Origin of the sequence: Streptomyces sp. NPDC057694 (assembly GCF_042799415.1) — a bacterium.
Taxonomy (GTDB): Bacteria; Actinomycetota; Actinomycetes; order Streptomycetales; family Streptomycetaceae; genus Streptomyces.
The window spans coordinates 173,060-193,164 of record NZ_JBHVIX010000012.1; the positions used below are offsets into that span (position 1 = coordinate 173,060).

General features: G+C 69.8%; 14 protein-coding genes. 4 read left to right on the forward strand and 10 right to left on the reverse strand.

Features of this window, described 5'->3' with window-relative positions:
* Positions 1–36: 36 nt before the first annotated feature.
* The 3 genes from ACFVDP_RS25200 to ACFVDP_RS25210 all read right to left on the reverse strand — a co-directional run bounded on the left by ACFVDP_RS25200 (position 37) and on the right by ACFVDP_RS25210 (position 2,327).
* Entirely contained in the window at positions 37–951 is a 915-nt protein-coding gene (locus ACFVDP_RS25200; RefSeq protein ID WP_383493686.1) for an ADP-ribosylglycohydrolase family protein, read from the reverse strand.
* Positions 952–963: 12 nt separating this feature from the next.
* Positions 964–1,623, reverse strand: a complete 660-nt coding sequence (locus tag ACFVDP_RS25205) for a histidine phosphatase family protein (RefSeq protein ID WP_383493689.1) — start codon at positions 1,621–1,623, stop codon at positions 964–966.
* Between the two features lie 98 nt (positions 1,624–1,721).
* Positions 1,722–2,327, reverse strand: a complete 606-nt coding sequence (locus tag ACFVDP_RS25210) for a YdbC family protein (RefSeq protein ID WP_383493691.1) — start codon at positions 2,325–2,327, stop codon at positions 1,722–1,724.
* A gap of 241 nt (positions 2,328–2,568) precedes the next feature.
* On the opposite strand from ACFVDP_RS25210, the gene ACFVDP_RS25215 reads away from it, so the two are divergent.
* Both ACFVDP_RS25215 and ACFVDP_RS25220 read left to right on the forward strand, forming a co-directional pair.
* Positions 2,569–3,525 (forward strand): DUF1152 domain-containing protein, encoded by a 957-nt coding sequence (locus ACFVDP_RS25215; RefSeq protein WP_383493694.1) that lies wholly within the window; start codon positions 2,569–2,571, stop codon positions 3,523–3,525.
* Between the two features lie 93 nt (positions 3,526–3,618).
* Positions 3,619–4,155, forward strand: coding sequence for a TerD family protein (locus ACFVDP_RS25220; protein WP_383493696.1), 537 nt, complete (start codon positions 3,619–3,621; stop codon positions 4,153–4,155).
* A 100-nt stretch (positions 4,156–4,255) separates the two neighbouring features.
* Here ACFVDP_RS25220 and ACFVDP_RS25225 read toward each other — a convergent pair whose 3' ends face one another.
* Positions 4,256–7,156, reverse strand: a complete 2,901-nt coding sequence (locus tag ACFVDP_RS25225) for a vitamin B12-dependent ribonucleotide reductase (protein ID WP_383493700.1) — start codon at positions 7,154–7,156, stop codon at positions 4,256–4,258.
* Between the two features lie 135 nt (positions 7,157–7,291).
* Complete coding sequence (gene nrdR / locus ACFVDP_RS25230) at positions 7,292–7,846, reverse strand: transcriptional regulator NrdR (RefSeq protein WP_383493703.1); 555 nt, start codon at positions 7,844–7,846, stop codon at positions 7,292–7,294.
* A gap of 515 nt (positions 7,847–8,361) precedes the next feature.
* On the opposite strand from nrdR, the gene lexA reads away from it, so the two are divergent.
* Positions 8,362–9,150, forward strand: coding sequence for a transcriptional repressor LexA (lexA, locus tag ACFVDP_RS25235; protein ID WP_383493706.1), 789 nt, complete (start codon positions 8,362–8,364; stop codon positions 9,148–9,150).
* Between the two features lie 82 nt (positions 9,151–9,232).
* Here lexA and ACFVDP_RS25240 read toward each other — a convergent pair whose 3' ends face one another.
* The 5 genes from ACFVDP_RS25240 to ACFVDP_RS25260 form a co-directional block, all read right to left on the reverse strand.
* Positions 9,233–11,206, reverse strand: coding sequence for an ATP-dependent DNA helicase (locus tag ACFVDP_RS25240; protein ID WP_383493709.1), 1,974 nt, complete (start codon positions 11,204–11,206; stop codon positions 9,233–9,235).
* A 40-nt stretch (positions 11,207–11,246) separates the two neighbouring features.
* Positions 11,247–13,205, reverse strand: a complete 1,959-nt coding sequence (locus ACFVDP_RS25245; protein ID WP_383493712.1) for an IucA/IucC family protein — start codon at positions 13,203–13,205, stop codon at positions 11,247–11,249.
* A gap of 58 nt (positions 13,206–13,263) precedes the next feature.
* Positions 13,264–14,163: a GNAT family N-acetyltransferase gene (locus ACFVDP_RS25250; protein WP_383493714.1), complete on the reverse strand. Its 900-nt coding sequence runs from the start codon at positions 14,161–14,163 to the stop codon at positions 13,264–13,266.
* A 53-nt stretch (positions 14,164–14,216) separates the two neighbouring features.
* Positions 14,217–16,289 (reverse strand): IucA/IucC family protein, encoded by a 2,073-nt coding sequence (locus ACFVDP_RS25255; protein ID WP_383493717.1) that lies wholly within the window; start codon positions 16,287–16,289, stop codon positions 14,217–14,219.
* A 550-nt stretch (positions 16,290–16,839) separates the two neighbouring features.
* The gene (locus ACFVDP_RS25260; protein WP_383493720.1) at positions 16,840–18,282 is read right to left on the reverse strand and encodes a diaminobutyrate--2-oxoglutarate transaminase family protein; all 1,443 of its coding nucleotides are present in this window, start codon (positions 18,280–18,282) and stop codon (positions 16,840–16,842) included.
* A gap of 444 nt (positions 18,283–18,726) precedes the next feature.
* Here ACFVDP_RS25260 and ACFVDP_RS25265 point away from each other — a divergent pair, with 444 nt between their 5' ends.
* Positions 18,727–19,959 (forward strand): trypsin-like serine peptidase, encoded by a 1,233-nt coding sequence (locus ACFVDP_RS25265; RefSeq protein ID WP_383493723.1) that lies wholly within the window; start codon positions 18,727–18,729, stop codon positions 19,957–19,959.
* Positions 19,960–20,105 lie beyond the last annotated feature (146 nt).

Consider the following 20,105-nt stretch of genomic DNA (forward strand, 5'->3'; position numbering starts at 1 on the left):
CAGGGCGCTGTACGTGTACGAGAGAGCCCCGGCCGGTCAGCGCGACGACGCGGCGAGGGCCCATCCCGGCAGCGGCTCGGTACGCTCGACCCACTCGGCCGAGGGCGCGCCGCCCTTGCCGGAGGCGACGACTCCGCCGACGATCGCGCAGGTCGTGTCCAGGTCTCCGCCCACCTGGGCGGTGCTCCAGAAGGCGCCCTCGAAGTCCCCGAGCCCACGCGCCGCCGACCACAGGGCGAACGGGACGGTGTCGTGCGCGGTCGTCCGGCGCCCGCAGCCGAGCACCGCGGCCACCGTGCCTGGATCGCCGTAGTCGAGCATGCCCCTGGCCCGGCGCAGTCCGGCCTGCACCGCGCTGCGCGGCACCAGCGCGATCACCCCGTCCAGCAGGTCGTGCGGGGTCGGGGGCGGTCCCTGCGGGGCGGCCACGAGCGCCGCTGCTGCGGCCACGGCCATCGCGCCGACGACGGCCTCACGGTGCTGGTGCGTCGGATACGCCGAGATCTCGGCCTGGTGCGTGGCCTGCTCAGGGTCGTCGGCGTAGTAGGCGCCGAGCGGGGCGATCCGCATGGACGCCCCGTTCCCCCACGAGCCCTGTCCGTTGAACAGCGCGGACGCGAGGGTGCGCCAGTCGCCGCCTTCGCGGACCTGGCGCAGCAGCCGGTTCACCGCCGGGCCGTAGCCGCGGTCGAAGTCATGGTGTTCCGCGAAGGAACGCGCCAGGTCGTCCTGGTCGATCCGGCGGTGGGCGGCGAGGACGGCGAACACGGAGCACGCCATCTCGGTGTCGTCGGTCCACTGCCAGCTGCCGTCCGGCAGAGCGCGGCGCTTGAGCAACGGATAGTTCGCCGGGACGAAGAACTGCGAACCCAGCGCGTCCCCCACGGAGAGTCCCCGCAGGCTGGCCAGGGCGCGGTCCATGCGCCGGTCGGGAGAGGAGTCAGCGGTCATCGCCCTGCCACTCTATCCGGTGACTCCGTAAGGCCGCGGTTCACACCATCGTTCGAATTCGCGGTCAAGTGCGTACTTACCGTTCTCCCCGAGAACGAGCGATCGCGCCTCGGCGTTCCCCGGATTCGACAGCGACTCGAAGTCCTGGACCGTCCAGTGGAACCAGCGCATGCAGAACAGCCGCATGGTCAGGCCGTGCGTCACGAGGAGGACGTTCGGCGGGTGGTCGGGGTCCTCGAAGCTGCGGTAGAGGCTCTCCAGGAAGGCGCCGACCCGGTCGTAGACGTCCGCCCCGGACTCACCCTGCGCGAAGCGGTAGAAGAAGTGCCCGTAGGCGTCGCGATACGCCTTCTGGAGTCGCACGTCGTCGCGATCCTGCCAGTTCCCCCAGTCCTGCTCCCGCAGGCGCGGCTCTTCCCGCACCCGCACCAGATCGGGGTCGAGGCGGAACGCGCGGAACGTCTCGTGCGTACGCCGGTAGGGCGAGACGTAGACGCTCACCCGCTCGCGGCCGAACAGGTCCCGCAGTTCCTTCCCGGTCTCCTCGGCCTGCCGCCAGCCGGTGTCGGTGAGCGCCAGAGCGTGGTCCGGCTCGCGCTCGTAGACGGTGTCGTCGGCATTGCCTTCGGATTCGCCGTGCCGGACAAGAACGATGCGCCGCGGTCGTGCCATACCTCGACCCTAGATCGGATCGGCCCGGTTCGAGCACTCGTACGGCCCATCCGGCGTAGATCGCATGCACCGGGCGGCACGCGCGCGTGGCGACGCGTTCAGACCGTCCAGGTCGGATCCAGCCGCACAATGTCGCCGGAGACGTCGGAGACGTCGGCATCCGTCTCGGCGCGCAGGGACAGCCGCTCCACCCGGTCCACCTGGTACTTGCCGTGCTCGGCCGCCGACCGCCACATGGACAGGACCAGGAACTCCTCGTCGGACGCCGCGCCGAACAGCCCCCGGACCATGCCGGGCGACCCGGCCATCGCCGGATTCCACACCTTCTGCTGCATCAAGGTGAAGTGCTCGGCCCGCTCGGCGTGCACCCTGCAGTTCGCCACCCGCACCACATCCGCGTCAGTGAACAGCGGCTCGAAACCGGTCTTCACGTCGAAGCGGTGGTCGAAGAGCTTCACCTGCATGTCCTTGTACGTCCCTGACTGGCCGGCCGCGAGCCGGTCATGGGCGCGCGCCATGAAGGAGTCGTAGAAGGCGCGGCTCTCCCAGAAGCCGAAGACATGGGCCACATCCGGCCGTCGCCTGCTCCATCCCCCGCCCTGCCCCCGGAACCCCGGCTCCCCGAGGAGCCCCGCCCATTTCCGCTGTCCCCGCTCGAACCCCCGACGGTCCACCACAGTGCAGCGAATCCACTTGACCAGCACCGCGCCATCGTACGGCGCGGTGCGTGACACGGGGTCGCTCTCCGGTGCAGCGCCTTGCCCTGGCCCGGGGAGGTCGACATCACGCAGTGCGGCAGCGAACACACGGCCGATCAATTGCCGCAACTCGCTTGTCTGAACGGCTCGTTCACGCCGCTCACGCCGACGGCGGCGTCCGCGTCCGCTGTGTCGTCGTGCCGAAAACCAGTTCTTCCGGACCCCGGGTCTCCGCACAATGATCGACATGACAGCGCTCTTCACGAATCCCGTCTCGGCCCGCCTCGCCGACGCGCGACGCGTTCTCGTCGCGGGCGCGGGAGGAGGCTTCGACATCTACTCCGGCCTGCCCGTGGCTCTCTCGCTGATCCACGAAGGCAAGGAGGTCCACCTGGCCAACCTCTCCTTCAGCGCCGTCGAAGGCCTGCCCCTGGATGCCTGGACCGCCCCGGACGTCGCGCGCATCACGCCCGAGACGGCGCCCCATCAGAGCTATTTCCCCGAACGCACGCTCGCCCAGTGGCTGCGCCTGCACGGCTATCCCGACACCGTGCACGCCTTCCCGCAGATCGGCGTGCAGCCGCTGCGTGCCGCCTACAGGGCGCTCATCGAGCACTTCGACATCGACGCGGTCGTCCTGGTCGACGGCGGTACGGACATCCTGATGCGCGGCGACGAGTCCGGCCTCGGCACACCGGAGGAGGACCTCACGAGTGTCGCCGCGCTCGCGGGGATCGAAGGGCCCGAACGGCTCGTGCTGTCCCTGGGGTTCGGCGTGGACGCCCACCACGGGGTCAGCCATGGCCTCGTCCTGGAGAACATCGCCGCGCTGGAGCGTGCGGGCCACTATCTGGGCGCCTTCTCGCTCTCCCGCTCCTCGAAGGAGGGCGCGCTCTTCCTGAACGCGGTCGCCCACGCCCAGGAGCACACTCCTGAGCACCCGAGCATCGTCAACGGATCCATCGCCGCCGCGGTCCAGGGCGACTTCGGGAACGTGCAGTTCACCGAGCGCACCCGCGGCAGCGAGCTGTTCATCAATCCCCTGATGGCGCTGTACTTCGCCTTCGAACTCGACGGAGTGGCCCGGCACTGCCGCTACCTCGACCGGATCGAGAACACCCACCTCATGCGCCAGGTCAGCAGCGCCATCGAGTCCTTCCGCGAGGAGATCCCGTCCCGGCCACCGCGACGCATACCCCACTGACGGGTCCCATGGACGGAGACGGACTCACCGTTGTCGGTGGGACGACGTAGCGTGTGGGTAGCACTCAATGTCGCACCGAGAAGGGGGAGTTCGGTGAGCAGTCTCCGCAAGGGGATCGAGAAGGTCGAGGTCGGTCTGAAGTGGGACCCGAGCCCGGTCGGCTCGCCACCCGACGACCTGGATCTGGTCGCGGCCACGTACACCCGCGAGGACCCGCGAGGCGCCCCGGCCTATGTCGTCCACTTCGACAGCCGGTCGCCCGATGGGACGATCGTCCTGAACCGGGACAGCAGGAACGGTCAGGGTTTCGGGTTCGACGAGGTCATGACGCTCGAACTGGACCGTCTGGGCGCGCAGTACGCGCGCGTGGTGGTGGGCGTCGCCCTCCAGCAGAACGAGCAGCCGTCCGCCAGGCCGAAGGCGTTCTGGAACGTGGCGAGCACGGCCGTGCGCATACGCGAGGGATACACCGATCTGTCGGAGCACGACCTCTCCGCGGTGGCCGCGCACTCGGCGACCACGATCGCGGAGTTCACCCGGGACGCGGACGGCGAGTGGACGTTCCAGGAGATCATCCACGGCTTCGACGGTGATCTGAACGCCTTCGCCTCGGCGATGGGCGCCTTGTAGCGTCGGCGGCCCATGCCGAAGGGCGGCGGAACCGCAGGGGTTCCGCCGCCCTCAGGTCAGGCGCCCGGTCCGACCGGTGGGGTCGGACCGGACCGCGCGATCAGCTGCAACCGCTGGTGGAGCCGCAGCCCTCGCAGATGTAGCAGGAGCCGGCGCGCTGCATCTTCGTACCGCAGGAGAAGCAGAGCGGTGCGTCGGCCTGGATGCCCAGCTGCATCTCGACCAGCTCGGCGCTGGTGTGCGCCTGCTGCGGGGCGGGCACGACGGCGGCAGCCTCGGCCTTCGGCGTCTCGACGGCCTTCAGCTCCTGGGCGAGCGGCGCCGACTGGGCCAGGCCCTCGACGTCGACCTCGACCTCGTCCATGGACGGCTCGTACGAACCCGTCTCCAGGTGGCGCTGACGCTCGTCGGCCGAGTGGATGCCGAGCGCGGAGCGCGTCTCGAAGGGCAGGAAGTCGAGCGCCAGGCGGCGGAAGATGTAGTCGACGATCGACTGCGCCATCCGCACGTCCGGGTCGTCCGTCATACCGGCGGGCTCGAAGCGCATGTTGGTGAACTTCGAGACGTAGGTCTCCAGCGGCACGCCGTACTGGAGGCCGACCGAGACGGCGATGGAGAAGGCGTCCATCATGCCCGCGAGGGTGGAACCCTGCTTGGACATCTTCAGGAAGACCTCGCCCAGACCGTCGTCCGGGTAGGAGTTGGCCGTCATGTAGCCCTCGGCGCCGCCCACCGTGAAGGAGGTGGTGATGCCGGGACGACCCTTGGGCAGGCGCTTGCGGACCGGGCGGTACTCGACGACCTTCTCGACGGCCTCGCGGATCGTCGCCTCGGTCTTCGCGGTCACCTCGGTCTTCTCCTTCTCCTTCTTCTTCGCGGAGAGGGGCTGACCGACCTTGCAGTTGTCGCGGTAGATGGCGAGCGCCTTGACGCCCATCTTCCAGGCCTCGAAGTAGACCTCTTCGACATCCTCGACCGTCGCCGTCTCCGGCAGGTTGACGGTCTTGGAGAGGGCGCCGGAGATCCAGGGCTGGATGGCGGCCATCATGCGGACGTGGCCCATCGCGGAGATGGAGCGCTCGCCCATCGCGCAGTCGAAGACCTCGTAGTGCTCGGGCTTGAGACCGGGGGCGTCGATGACGTTCCCGTTCTCGGCGATGTGCGCGACGATCGCCTCGATCTGCTCCTCCTGGTAACCCAGGCGGCGCAGGGCCTGCGGGACGGTGCCGTTGACGATCTGCATCGAGCCGCCGCCGACCAGCTTCTTGAACTTGACCAGGGCGAGGTCGGGCTCAAGACCGGTCGTGTCGCAGGACATCGCGAGACCGATGGTGCCGGTCGGCGCGATGACGGACGCCTGAGCGTTACGGAAACCGTTCTTCTCACCGATGCGGACGACGTCCTGCCAGGCCTCCGTGGCGGCGGCCCAGATCGGGCTGTCCAGGTCGTCCATGCGGACGGCCACGGTGTTGGCGTCGGCGTGCTGCTTCATGACGCGCTGGTGCGGGGTGGCGTTCTTGGCGTAGCCGTCGTACGGGCCGACGACCGCGGCCAGCTCGGCGGAGCGCTTGTAGGACGTACCCGTCATCAGCGACGTGATGGCACCGGCGAGGGCGCGGCCACCGTCCGAGTCGTAGGCGTGGCCGGTCGCCATGAGCAGGGCGCCCAGGTTCGCGTAGCCGATACCGAGCTGACGGAAGGCGCGGGTGTTCTCACCGATCTTCTCGGTGGGGAAGTCCGCGAAGCAGATCGAGATGTCCATCGCCGTGATGACCAGCTCGACGACCTTGGCGAAGCGCTCGACCTCGAAGGACTGGTTGCCCTTGCCGTCGTCCTTCAGGAACTTCATCAGGTTCAGCGAGGCGAGGTTGCAGGACGTGTTGTCCAGGTGCATGTACTCGCTGCACGGGTTCGAGCCGTTGATACGGCCGGACTCCGGGCACGTGTGCCAGTGGTTGATGGTGTCGTCGTACTGGATGCCGGGGTCGGCACAGGCCCAGGCCGCCTCGGCCATCGTGCGGAAGAGCGACTTGGCGTCGACCTCCTCGATGGTCTCGCCGGTCATGCGCGAGGTGAGGCCGAACTTGCCGCCCTCCTCGACCGCCTTCATGAACGTGTCGTTCACGCGGACCGAGTTGTTGGCGTTCTGGTACTGGACGGACGTGATGTCATCGCCGCCCAGGTCCATGTCGAAGCCCGCGTCGCGCAGGGCGCGGATCTTCTCCTCTTCCGTCACCTTGGTCTTGATGAAGTCCTCGATGTCGGGGTGGTCGACATCCAGGATGACCATCTTCGCCGCGCGACGCGTGGCGCCACCCGACTTGATCGTTCCTGCGGAGGCGTCGGCACCGCGCATGAAGGAGACCGGCCCAGAGGCGTTGCCGCCCGAGGACAGCAGTTCCTTGGAGGAGCGGATACGGGAGAGGTTCAGGCCGGCGCCGGAGCCGCCCTTGAAGATCATGCCCTCTTCCTTGTACCAGTCGAGGATCGACTCCATGGAGTCGTCGACGGCAAGGATGAAGCAGGCGGAGACCTGCTGGGGCTGCGGCGTCCCGACGTTGAACCACACCGGGGAGTTGAAGCTGAAGATCTGGTGCAGGAGGGCGTACGCCAGCTCGTGCTCGAAGATCTCGGCGTCGGCGGGCGACGCGAAGTACTTGAAGTCCTCGCCGGCCTTCCGATACGTCTTCACGATGCGGTCGATGAGCTGCTTGAGGCTCACCTCACGCTGCGGGGTGCCCACAGCGCCGCGGAAGTACTTGCTGGTGACGATGTTGACCGCGTTCACCGACCAGAACTCGGGGAACTCGACGCCACGCTGCTCGAAATTGACCGAGCCGTCGCGCCAATTGGTCATGACGACGTCGCGATGCGCCCACTCCACCTCGTCGTACGGGTGCACGCCGGGGGTGGTGTGGATGCGCTCGATCCGCAGACCCTTGGTCGCCTTGGATCCCTTGGTGCGGGAACCTCGCGCCGGGCCGCTCGCCGTCTCTGTCATGCCGCCTCCCATATCAGGCTAAAACGCCTTAAAGTGCCTCGATCTTCCCGTGGCACTGTGTATTTCTTGTGTTGCGGCCGCCGCTTTTGCCGACCGCAACAGGTCTGTGGATCGCCGCCGTCCGGCCCCTGCCGGTCAGTCGGCGGCGTGGGCGGGCACGGGGACCACGGGGACACCGCCGGTCCCTCCGGGCCCGCTGTCGCCCTCTACGCGCTCTCCGCCCGGGCCGTCCGCTTCCGCGCCGGGCGCATGTTCCCTCAGTTCCGCGACCGCCGACTCGAAGTCCTCCAGCGAGTCGAACGCCCGGTACACGGACGCGAAGCGCAGGTAGGCGACGAGGTCGAGCTCCTGAAGCGGACCCAGTATGGCCAGGCCCACGTCATGAGTGGTCAGTTCCGCGCTGCCGGTCGCACGCACCGCCTCCTCGACCCGCTGGCCGAGCAGAGCGAGGGCGTCCTCGGTCACCGGCCTGCCCTGGCAGGCCTTGCGTACGCCGTTGATGACCTTGGTGCGGCTGAAGGGTTCGGTCACCCCGCTCCGCTTGACCACCATCAGTGAGCAGGTTTCCACGGTCGTGAAACGACGGGAGCACTCCGGGCACTGACGGCGTCGGCGGATCGATGTGCCGTCGTCGGTGGTGCGACTGTCGACGACACGGCTGTCGGGATGCCTACAGAAGGGGCAGTGCATAACTCCCAACCCTCCTTCACGGCACGACGCGATAGCCCCGAGAGGCTGATCCCGCCTCTCGCAGCAGCCCCAAGCATAGGTGATGGCCACGGCCCCGGAAGACCAGGGACCACAACTTCTGGGCTGCTGATGCAATCCAACCACTACATCTGGGGTTTGGCTGCTTTTTCGGACCTAGCGCGTGTCGCGGGTCCCGGACCCCTGGCGCACCGTACGCAGACCCCACAAGGCACAGGGCCCCAGCGGCGCGACGCACGCGAAGTGGGGGCGGTGCCTGAACGGCGGGGTGGCGAGTGGCAGACTGGGCGAGCCCGCTCGGCGGGTCTCGGTCCCGGCGGTGAAGAGTACCGGATTAAACCGAATTGTCACTCTGTCGCGGCGGTAGCCATACACCTAGGCGCATGATCACAACAAGTAATCTGCGATTTTTCACTCGAACGTGTGTTTGGCGCAACCTTTCGAAAGGAACTACCGTTGGCTAGCTAGGGAGACATTCTCGAGAGGGGCCGACCGACGTGACCACGACCGCCGCAGACAGTGCCACCATCACTGCCCAGGGCCGCTCCCAGGGCCGACTCGAGCCGGTGCATGCCATGAATGACGCAGCCATGAGCCAGGAGGGGCCCAAGCCCGGCCGCTCCCTGCCCGGCCGACCTCCAGGGATCCGGGCGGACAGTTCGGGGCTCACCGACCGCCAGCGCCGCGTGATCGAGGTCATCCGGGACTCGGTGCAGCGCAGGGGGTACCCGCCGTCGATGCGGGAGATCGGCCAGGCGGTGGGCCTGTCCAGCACATCGTCGGTCGCCCACCAGCTGATGGCGCTCGAACGCAAGGGCTTCCTGCGTCGCGACCCGCACCGTCCCCGGGCGTACGAGGTTCGCGGCTCCGACCAGCCCAGCGCGCAGCCCACGGACACGGCCGGCAAGCCGGCCGCCTCGTACGTACCTCTGGTCGGCCGGATCGCCGCCGGTGGGCCGATCCTCGCCGAGGAGTCGGTCGAAGATGTGTTCCCGCTCCCCCGGCAGCTGGTCGGCGACGGCGAGCTCTTCGTGCTGAAGGTCGTCGGCGATTCGATGATCGAGGCCGCGATCTGCGACGGCGACTGGGTGACGGTCCGCCGCCAGCCGGTCGCGGAGAACGGTGACATCGTCGCGGCGATGCTCGACGGTGAGGCCACCGTGAAGCGCTTCAAGCGCGAGGACGGCCACGTCTGGCTGCTCCCGCACAACTCCGCGTACCAGCCGATCCCCGGTGACGAGGCGACCATCCTGGGCAAGGTGGTGGCCGTTCTGCGGCGCGTGTGACGCTCCTCCCCGACCGGGCCCCGGAACCAACTGCGCCGGTTCCGGGGCCCAGCGCTGTCCGCACCGGGCCCCGGATCGTGGGTCAATTCCCGTCGGCCTTCGCCACCGTGTCGATCGCCGCCAGGGAGCGACGCACCTGGTTCCGGTCCGTCGTGTACCAGAAGTTGGGCATGGAGGCGCGCAGGTAGCTGCCGTACCGGGCGGTCGCCAGACGGGGGTCGAGGACCGCGACGACGCCACGGTCGCCCGTCGCACGGACGAGACGGCCCGCGCCCTGCGCCATCAGCAGCGCCGAGTGGGTCGCCGCCACCGCCATGAAGCCATTGCCGCCGGCGTCCTCCACGGCCTTCTGCCGGGCACTCATCAGCGGGTCGTCGGGGCGCGGGAACGGGATCTTGTCCATGACCACCAGCTGACAGCTGGCACCCGGCACGTCCACGCCCTGCCACAGGGAGAGCGTGCCGAACAGGCAGGTCTTCGGATCGGCCGCGAAGTCCTTGATCAATTCTCCGAGGGTGTCCTCGCCCTGCAGCAGGATCGGGAATTCCGGGATCCTGCCGCGCAGTTCCTCGGCCGCGGCCTGCGCGCCGCGCATCGACGAGAAGAGCCCCAGGGTGCGACCGCCGGCCGCCTGCATCAGCTCGGCCAGCTCGTCCATCATGTCGGTGCGGGTGCCCTCGCGCGCGGGGCGGGCGAGATGCTTGGCGACGTAGAGGATGCCCTGCTTCGGGTAATCGAACGGTGAGCCGACGTCGACGCCCTTCCATACAGGCAGGTCGTCGCCCGTGGTGCCTTCGGGGGCGAGGCCCATCGAAGCGCCCACGCCGTTGAAGTCCCCGCCGAGTTTGAGGGTCGCCGAGGTGAGGACCACCGAACGGTCCGTGAAGAGCTTCTCGCGGAGCAGTCCCGAGACGGACATGGGGGCGACGCGCAGCGAGGCGCCGAAGCGGTCGTGGCGTTCGTACCAGACGACGTCCCACTCCGATCCGTTCGTCACCCGCTCCGCGACGTCGTGGATCGTCTCGACCGAGGCGAGGGCCTGCTTGCGTACAGCGTCCTCGTCCTGGACGGACTTGTCCCGGGTGGTGCCCAGGGCTGTGATCACCGTGCGGGCCGCGTCGCGCAGTGCCATCAGCGCATATCCGAGATCCTCGGGGACCTCTTCGAGTCGGCCCGGCAGGGCCAGCTCCATGATCCGCTCGAAGCCCTCGGCGGCGGTCTGCAGCTGGTCGGCGGCCTTCTCGTTCACGAGCTTCGCGGCGCGCCGCACCGCGCGGTTGACCTGCCCGGGGGTCAGCTCGCCCGTGGCGACACCGGTGACCCGCGAGACCAGCTCGTGGGCCTCATCGACGATCAGCACCTCGTGCGGGGGCAGCACCGGGGCGCCCTCGATCGCGTCGATCGCGAGGAGTGCGTGATTGGTGACGATGACATCGGCGAGCTTGGCGCGCTCGCGGGCCATCTCGGCGAAGCACTCCTGCCCGTACGCGCATTTCGAGGCACCGAGACACTCGCGCGAGGAGACGGACACCTGGGACCAGGCCTTGTCGGAGACGCCGGGGGTGAGATTGTCGCGGTCGCCCGTCTCCGTCTCCTCCGCCCAGTCGCGCATCCGCAGCAGGTCCTGGCCCAGCTTGCTGGTCGGCGCGGCCGCCTCGAACTGGTCGAAAAGCCCCTCTTCCTCTTCCTGAGGGGCACCCTCGTGGAGGCGGTGCAGACACAGATAGTTCGACCGGCCCTTGAGCATGGCGAAGTCGGGGCGGCGCCGCAGCAGCGGGTGCAGCGACTCGACCGTACGCGGCAGGTCACGCTCCACGAGCTGGCGCTGCAGCGCCAGGGTGGCGGTCGCCACCACGACGCGCTCCCCGTGAGCGAGGGCCGGCACCAGATAGCCGAGCGACTTTCCGGTGCCGGTGCCGGCCTGGACCAGCAGATGGGAACCGTCGTCGATCGCCTCGGCGACGGTCTCGGCCATGGTCACCTGGCCAGGGCGCTCGGAGCCGCCGACAGCGGTCACGGCGGCGTGCAGGAGATCGGGGAGTGAGGGCTTCGTCATAGCTCGACCACCCTAAGGGGCCCCACTGACAATCCTGCGATCACAGCTGGTGCAGGGGATTGTCGACGGTGCCGTGCACGGCGGCGTGCGGGCGGTGGGCGCGGTCGCGGTATCCGTCGAGGTGCAGCCGGTTGCGGTTGAGGCACAGGCGCTCGATCTGCGGGGTGAGCAGGTCGAACATCTCGTAGCGGTCCTTGAGCTCGGGGAATCGGGCGTGATGGTGGAGGATCTCGGCACGCAGCAGCGACCAGAACTCGCCCTCCGGCACGCCGAGTTGTTCCTCGTACAGCGGAGCCAGGTAGCGGAAGACACCCACGAAAAGACCGGAATGGATGAACTGGGTGAGGAAGTCGGGACGCTCCGTGAGCAGCACGTCGCGGACCTCTTGCGGCATGGCGTCGTGCTCGGGGAGGGGTACCGCGCTGATGTTCACGTCGTCCACGAAGTCCTTGACCGCGAGCCGCACGGGGACGTCCTGGTCGTCGAAGACGACAATGGCGTTCTCCCCATGGGGTGAGAAAACCGTTCCGTAGCGGTAAAGGAAGCGCAGCAGGGGCGGCAGCAGGGCCGCGAAAAGCCTGCGCAGCCAGGTCCTCGGGTCGAGGCCGGAGCGGGCGACCAGTTCCGCGGTGAACGCGCTTCCCTCGGGGTCGACGTGCAACAAGGAGGCGAGCGTACGCGCGCGTTCCCCCGGGGCGAGCTGCCGGGAGACCGGTTCGCGCCAGATCGCTCCCAGCAATTCCTTGTACTGGTAGGGAACTTCGTCGAGCCCGTCGTAGAGCGGGTGCCTGACGGCCACCGACGCCACTTCTCCCAGCAGGACGACCCCGCATTCGTCCCGCAGGAAGGGGTCCGCGTCGCGCAGGGCGTGCATCCATGTGGTGACGGCCGGTGCGGCCAGGGTGCGCTCGGTAGGAAGTCCGCGCCATACAAGGGTGTTGAGAATGGACAGGGGCAGCTTCACCGTGAGCCGCTCGGGATGCGTGGCGTTCAGGAACGTACGGATCGACTGCTGCGGCAGACGGAGATCGCTGTCGGCGGGCAGCGGCACGATCGTGCCCGCCGCGACGGCCGGCGCGAACAGCGGGAGCACGACGTCGTCCCACTGCCAGGGGTGCACGGGGAGATAGAGGTACGACGCCGGGTCCAGGCCACGGGCGCGCAGTGTCCCGGCGAACAGCTCCCGTGTCTCTTCGTTCAGTTCACGGGCGTAGAGGGCCTCGGCGGCCTCCAGGCCCGCCCCCGGCGCACCCCGATAGCTGGCCAGTTCGGTGTGCACGGCGATCCACGGGAGCCTGGTGGGGCGGCGCGACTCGGGGGCCCAGAGCGCGGTGTCGGTCGCCGAGAACCCGAGGCGCCCCTTGTTCAGTACGAGCCAGGGGTGGCCGGTCTGGTGCCCTTCGAGTTCGGCGTAGCCGAGGTCGGCGAGTTGGGCCGCGGTCAGGGCGCTGTGGTCGAGCCGGGCGTCGGCGGCGAGCGTGACGGTGAGCTCGCGGATGATGTGGCCGAGGGTGATGCCGTCGAGGCCGAGGGCGTGCTTGGCGCGGACGAGGAACGCGAGGGGGTCGGTGAGGGGCTGGGGCGCGGGCTCCGGCTCCGGAGTCGATGTCGGGGCCGGCCCCGGGTTCGGCGTCCAGGTGATGCCCGCGGGATCGACCTGCCAACTGCCGTACGCGCCACGGCGGGCGCGGAATCGGAGGACTCCCCCCTCCTCGGCCCCCTCGCCCGGATGCGCGGCATCGGGATCCTCCGATCCGGCCTGTGGCGTGTCAGCGCCCGGCACGGTCAGGGAGTACAGGGAGTAGAGGGAGCGAGAGGGCTCCGCCGGCACCCCTATGCCGTCGAGGACCGGGCGGAGGATTCCCTCGTAGGCGAACTCACCGATCAGTTTGGCCAGCAGCCGTGCGCCTGCCCGGTTCCAGTTGTCGGGCGTGAGTTCGGGCGGGTCGTAGAGGACGGGTGGCTCTCCGGAACTCGGGACGACGGGCGGATTCGGCACGGGGACTCCTCGGGAGGGAACCGGATCAGGTCGAGCATCGTTACTGAGAGTGACTGGGTCAGAGCACGGCGCGCAGGGCTCGGTCGCGGACCATGAGCGCGGCCCGTTTGTCGGGGAGGTCCACCTCGGCGGAGAAGCGGAACCCGGCACTCAAGAAGGCGGACACGGAGGGGGTGTTGCGAAGGTCTGGTTCTGCTACGACGCGTGCGCATTGCGGGCGATGGTCGAGTACGAGGTCGGAGACGGCCTTGAGCAGCGTGGTGCCGAGTCCTCGGCCGCGATGGGCGACGCCACCGATGAGGAGGTGGATCCCGGTGTCGTGCGGGCGGGCGGGGTAGTGGCGGGCCAGCGGATCGAGGTCCGCGCGGTAGACCTCCCAGTAGCTCATGGGCCTGCCGTCCAGGACCCCGAGACAGGGCACGCTGCGGCCGTCGCCCTCGATCTGGGGCCGTAGATGACGCTCGGTGACGTTCTCCGGACCGGCCAGCTCCCAGAACGCGGCCACGGCAGGGTCGTTCATCCAGCGGCTGATGAGCACCAGGTCGCGGTCGATGCGGGCGGGGACGAGCTGGAACACGCCCGCTGCGGTAGTGACCGGCCCCCACTCCCCCACGTCGTCGAGCAGATCGTGCCCGGCGAGAGCCGTCGCGTCAGGGTTCTCGACCATGGACGTCCTGGTCATGGGCGTCTTGCTCATGGACGGCTTGGACAGGGAGGTCCTGGCCGGCGGGGCCGGGGTTCCGGAGGCTTCGCGACGGTCTTCGTCCGGCTCGTGGCGGGCAGGACGGGGCGTGTCCTGCTCGGCGATGAGCGCGATGAGTTCGTCGGGCAGGCGAAGGTCCAGGGTGTCCTGGCAGTCGCTGTTCTCCGGGCGGTGTGCGGGTGCGGGCTCGGAGATGTCGCTGGAGTCGGCGACAGGAGTGGTGCCGGCGTCGGTGCTCGCATCGGTCGGGGGCACGGCGGCGCTCCTCTCAGGATGTCGTGTCGGACGTGGTCCTCATGAACGGGGGCTCAGGAATGGAGGGGGTTGGCGATGGTGACGTAGACGGACTGGGTGTCGACCGGGCCGACGAGTTCGTCGAGGCCGTGCAGCCGGGTGAGCAGGTTCGCCTTGCAGCGCAGCGTCGGCGAGTCGAGGAGCCGGCTCGGCAGCGGGCTGCGCAGCCGGGTGGGGCCGGTGGCGGCCTCGGTGAGGAAGCGCCGGAACGCCGCGAGCAACACCCGCTCGTCGGCGAGCTGTTGGGATCCGAAGGCGCCGATGAGACCGAGGACGTTGTTGATGGCGAGGTAGTAGGCGAATCGCTCGTCGGTGACCTCGTCGGAGACGAAGCTGTCGCTGAGCGTGCCGATGCCGGGCAGTCGTCGGTCGAGTCGGTCGCGGTGGGACTCGCGGAAGTAGTAGCCCTGGTTGTCTCGGTAGCGGCCGCCGGTGGGCCAGCCGTCGGGGTCGAGCAGCAGCAGCGTGTTCTGCTGGTGGGCTTCGAGGGCGACGCCGGCTTCGCTGTCGAGCCAGAGCACGGGACGCACGACGTGTTCGAGATAGCGCAGGAACCACTCGGCGGACACGGCTCCGCAGGGGCGTCCGGTGCGGGCCGCGAGTCCGGTGATGACGGCTTCCAGACGTGAGGCCATCGGTGCGCGGCCCAGCGGACCGGCGGCGTCGGGGTCTGCCGGTGGCCTGGGCGAGACGAACCCGGCGATGCAGGAGGCGTCGTCGGCCGGGCCGAAGGGGTTGTTGCGGATCATCACGTCGAGCCCGGGGGCCGCGCTGCCGTCCGGGAGGTCCACGGCGAGCCAGGCCGGGTCGCGGACGATGTCGAAGCCCGGGTGGGCCGCGCGCCACTGCTCGGCGATTCCGCTGCGCAGCAGCCGGTGGACCTCGACACCGCGGTGGAGTTCCTTGCGGAGGTTCTCGCGACGGGAGTTGGTGATGCGCAGGCCGAGCGACAGCTTCAGCATCGCGGGCGCGCCGGACCGGTACAGGGTGCGGACGGAGGAGGTGGGGAACCAGGGCTCGCCGTGCGGGCCGAGGTCGATCAGCAGGCCGGCGTCGAGGAGTGCGGCGACGGCCGGGCGGTGCCGGAGTTCGCGGATCTGCCAGGGGTGCAGCGGCAGGGCGGCGTGGCCGTCGGGCACGGCGAGGCCGGGGCCGGCGAGCCGGGCGGTCAGGTCGGCGGCGGGGACGGTGCGGCCCCGCTCGGTCCAGGCGGAGTCGTGGGCGAGGACGTCCGGGGCGACAGCGAGCCAGTGCAGAGGGAAGGAGCCGCGCAACTCGGGTGAGTAGAGGCGCGCTTCGGCCTCGGAGAGTCCCTCGCGGCTCTTCGGTGTCGGGTGCAGCGGGTGGCCGAGGAGGAGGGACTGTTCCGCGGCGAGGAAGGGGTCGGCGGCGTCGGTCGGCCTGCGCCGGCGGTCGGCGATGAACTCGGCGGTGCGGCGCACCGAGTCGGCGACCCGGCCGACCAGGTCACCGCTGTCGCCGGGCGCGCCTGCACTCGCGTCGACGGAAGAGGGGCCGGGTCGACCTGCCTCGGCCGGGCTCGACACCGCGGTCGGGTCCATGTCCGGGGCCGGAGCCTGGACGGTGACCGAGGCCGGGACCGGGGGGTGCCGCCGGGTGCCGTTGGCGTCCGGGGTCGTCTCGCCGGAGTCGGTGCGCGCCGACTCGCGGCTGACCAGCGCGGCCAAGGTCACGGCGTCGACGCAAGGAGCGCCTCGGGGGCCGTTCTCGAAGCGGGGCAGGCCGAAGCGGTGCCATCCGGTGGGCGACCAGTAGTGGACGGGGACAAGGAGAGCGGTGCCGCTGGCGGGCAGCGGGATCCGCAGGACATCGTGGGAGGGAGGAGCCATGTCGTTCTCGCGCACCCAGCAGCGCAGCAGGTTCTCGATCGCCGCCGACTGGGCGGCGGTCGCGGCGTCCGGATGGTCCAGGAGGTCGGCGGTGGACGTACGCGGACGCTCGGCCTCTTGGCCGCTGCCCTTCTGCCGGGGAACCGTTTCGCGTTCCTGCGCCTGCGGGGTCTGCGTATCGCAGATTCCGCCGGCGGTGGGACGGGGACGGCCGTCGGATGCGGGAGTGGCGTTCAAGAGTGATTCCTTGTTCGGTGTGGTGGGCTCCGTGCGGCGGTGGTCCGGCTCTGCTCCGGTGAGCCACCGTGTGCGCCGGTGGTGCGTGGTGTGGGGCATGCTCTGGGGCGCGGTGCGGGGCCTGCTGTCGGCTCCGGTGCGGCTATCGGTGACCGACTCACCTCGCGACGGCGCCGGCCGCGACGGGGGTGCGGGGACGCGGGAGGCCGGGCGTCACCGGTCCACCAGTCTGCCCTCCGTACGGGACGGGCAGCGGCGTCGGCGTCGGTTCGCTCGCAGGCACAGCTGGTGGTCCTCCCGCTGGGACGAAGGGTCGACAGGGCTCGTCGACTCACCTGTGGGCGGGACGAGTGGGCAGCCACAACCCCGAGAAACCGTCCGGGCGCGCACCAGGACAGGCCGAGCGCTGAGCGCCGACTGCAGATCCCCCGTAGGTACACAACGACCCCGCGCCTCGAAAGACACGGGTACGCAAAGGACTTGCCGGACACATGGCGGGGCTTTTGCCGCCGTCCGGACGACGGCGGGGCTCCCACCGGGGCCCGCGCGCCTACAGGCGGTCCGCCACCCGGGCCACGGCGGCGAGGGCGTCCGTGAGGCGGTCGACGACGGCCGCGGCCTGTTCGTCGGTGAGGGTGAGGGGCGGCAGGAGCCGTACGACGCTGGAGTGACGGCCGCCCAGTTCGACGATCAGGCCCCGGTCCAGGCAGGCGTCGCGCACCGCGGCGGCGAGGGCGGGGGCCGCGGGGAGCGGCCCTGCCGAAGAGGCTTCGAGGAGGGGGTCGTCGGCGGTGGCCGGTGCGGTCGCCGCCGCCGACGGGTCGACGAGTTCGACGCCGATCATCAGGCCGCGTCCGCGGACGTCGCCGACACAGGCGAACTCCTTGGTGGCCTGCTCCAGTTGGCCGATGATGCGGGCTCCGAGTTCCGCGGCACGCCGGTCGAGCCTGTTCTCCCGTACGTACGCGAGGGTCGCGGCGCCGGCCGCCATGGCGAGCTGGTTGCCGCGGAAGGTGCCGGCGTGGGCGCCGGGGCTCCAGACGTCGAGATCCTCGTGGTAGACGACCACGGCGAGCGGCAGGCTGCCGCCGACCGCCTTGGACAGGACCATGACGTCCGGTACGACGCCGCTGTGGTCGACGGCCCAGAAGGCGCCGGTGCGGCCGACGCCGGTCTGCACCTCGTCGGCGATCAGCGGGATGGAGCGGTTCTCGGTGATGGTCCGCATCCGGCGCAGCCAGGCGTCCGGGGCGGGGATCACCCCGCCCTCGCCCTGGACGGGTTCGAGGATCATGCCCGCGGGCAGCGGCACCCCGGACTTGGTGTCGTCGAGCAGCGACTCGGTCCAGCGGGCGGCGAGTTCGGCACCGCGCGCACCGCCGATGCCGAAGGGGCAGCGGTAGTCCTGGGGGTAGGGCAGGCGCGTGACCCGGACGTCCTGCGCGCCGCCGGATGCTGCGAGCGCCCCCGCGGTCATGCCGTGATAGGCGCCGGTGAAGGCGAGGAGGCCGGAGCGGCCGGTGGCGGTACGGACCAGTTTGAGGGCGGCCTCGACGGCGTCCGTCCCGGCCGGGCCGCAGAACTGGATGCGGGCCCGGTCGGCGAGTCCGGGCGGCAGGGTGCGGAACAGCTCGGTGGTGAACGCGTCCTTCACCGGCGTGGCCAGATCGAGGACGTGCAGCGGGGCTCCCGAGTCGAGCACCTTGCGGATGGCTTCGAGTACGACGGGGTGGTTGTGGCCGAGCGCGAGGGTGCCCGCGCCGGAGAGACAGTCCAGATAGCGGCGGCCGTCGGCGCCCTCGATGGTGAGTCCACGGGCCCGCACGGGCACGATCGGCAGTGAGCGCGCATAGGTGCGGGCCGCCGACTCCCGAGCTGACTGGCGGCGCAGGATCCCTTCGTGCTCGGCGCTGTCGTCTGCGGATGCCTCGTCGCGGGCCGCCCCGTCGTGCGGAGCGGGCAGCGCCACCGGCGCAGGATCGGTCACGGCCACGGCTGTTGGTCCTCCCGCTGGGATGTACGGCCGGCAATTGCTGCCGACTCACCTGTGGGCGGAGCGATTTCACGCGGACGCGACCTCGGTCCGTCCTGGCGGTGACGGCGGTGAGCCAGGACGGACCGAGGACTGAACGCCTGATGCGGACCCCCCGTACGTACCCAACGACGACAGGAGCGGAGGGCCACGGGTGGAACGGATACTCGGGCGACCCATGACCGAAAAGGCGTCTCTCGGCGGCGGGAAGGGCATCTTTCAACGAACGGCACTTTCTCCAAGATCCCTCCGTGACGGAACCGTTGCTGTTCCGTCGGTCGTCCCCGACGGCATCGGCATAGTGTGGGATGCCGTTCGGACGCGGAGGAGACGGCGGAGCGCGCCGCTCGCCCGTCGCACGCGTACGACAGCACAACCACCACGAAGCCCAGGGGGATTCAAGACATGCGACCCATACGCCCGTTGTTCGCCGCTCGCCGCGCCCGGAGCGCGCGCGGCAGGACGTCCCCGGTGGCGGCTGCGGTCGCGCTCGGTGCGGCGCTCGCCCTGACCGCCACGGCCTGTGGGACGGGCGACGACAGCAACGACAACGCCGGCGACAAGCCATCCGCGTCCGCGACCGCGGGCGGCGACGAGATCCAGATTCCGGACAAGATCAAGCAGCGGCTCAAGGAGCACGGCGTCGATCTGGACAAGTGGAAGAACGGCGAGTGGAAGAACTGGGACAGGGACAAGTGGCTGCGTGAGGCGCAGGACTTCGTCAATCCCATCATCGCCGGCTTGTGGGACTCGGACCGGATGCGCGATGCCAACAAGAACCCGGGCGGCCAGGTCGACGACAGCGACCTCTCCGGCGACCAGGGCGTGACCGACCCGGAGCCGCGGCCCGTGACGGCGGCTGCCGTCCCGGCCACCTACCACCAGAATGTCCCGTATGCGGGCAAGTTGGTCTTCGACACCCCTGAGGGTCAGGCGCAGTGCTCGGCGACCGTGGTCACCGACCCCGCGCACCCCGGCAAGTCCGACATGGTCTGGACGGCCGGCCACTGTGTGCACGCGGGTAAGAACGGCGGCTGGTACCGCAACCTCGCGTTCGTCCCCTCGTACAACGACAGCGCCAAGTCCGGGGCCCAGCTGCAGGGCGCCACGCGGGAGGAGATCGCCCCGTACGGCGTCTGGTGGGCCGATGCGGCGCAGACCTCCGACCAGTGGATCGAGCAGGGCGGGCCGACCGGCGGCGCCGGCGCCCCGTACGACTTCGCAGTGCTGCATGTGAAGCCGGAGAAGGGCACCACCGACAAGTCCCTTGAGGAGACGGTCGGTTCGGCCCTGTCGGTGAACTTCAACGCGCCCGCGGTGCCGAAGATCTCCCAGCTGACGGCGAAGGGATATCCGGCGGCCGCGCCGTTCGACGGGCAGAAGCTGTTCCAGTGCGCGGACAAGCCCGGCCGTCTCTCGCTGGCCGAGACGGACCCGACGATGTACCGCATCGGCTGCACCATGACCGGCGGTTCGTCGGGCGGCGGCTGGGTCGGGCAGGGTTCCGACGGCAAGCCTGCGCTGGTGTCCAACACCTCGATCGGCCCGGTGACTTCGGGGTGGCTCGCCGGTCCGAGGCTGGGCAAGGAGGCCAAGGCGGTCTACGAGTCCGTGAGCAAGAAGTTCGCCGGCCAGTAGAAGGCCGTCTGAAAGGCCCGGCAAGACCAGTAGCAGCACGGCAGTTGTACGTGAGTGGGCCCGCCCCGGACTTCCGGGGTGGGGCCACCCCCGCACCACCCTCTTTGGTCCTGGGTCCGTCGGTCGCCGCCGGAACGAACGACATG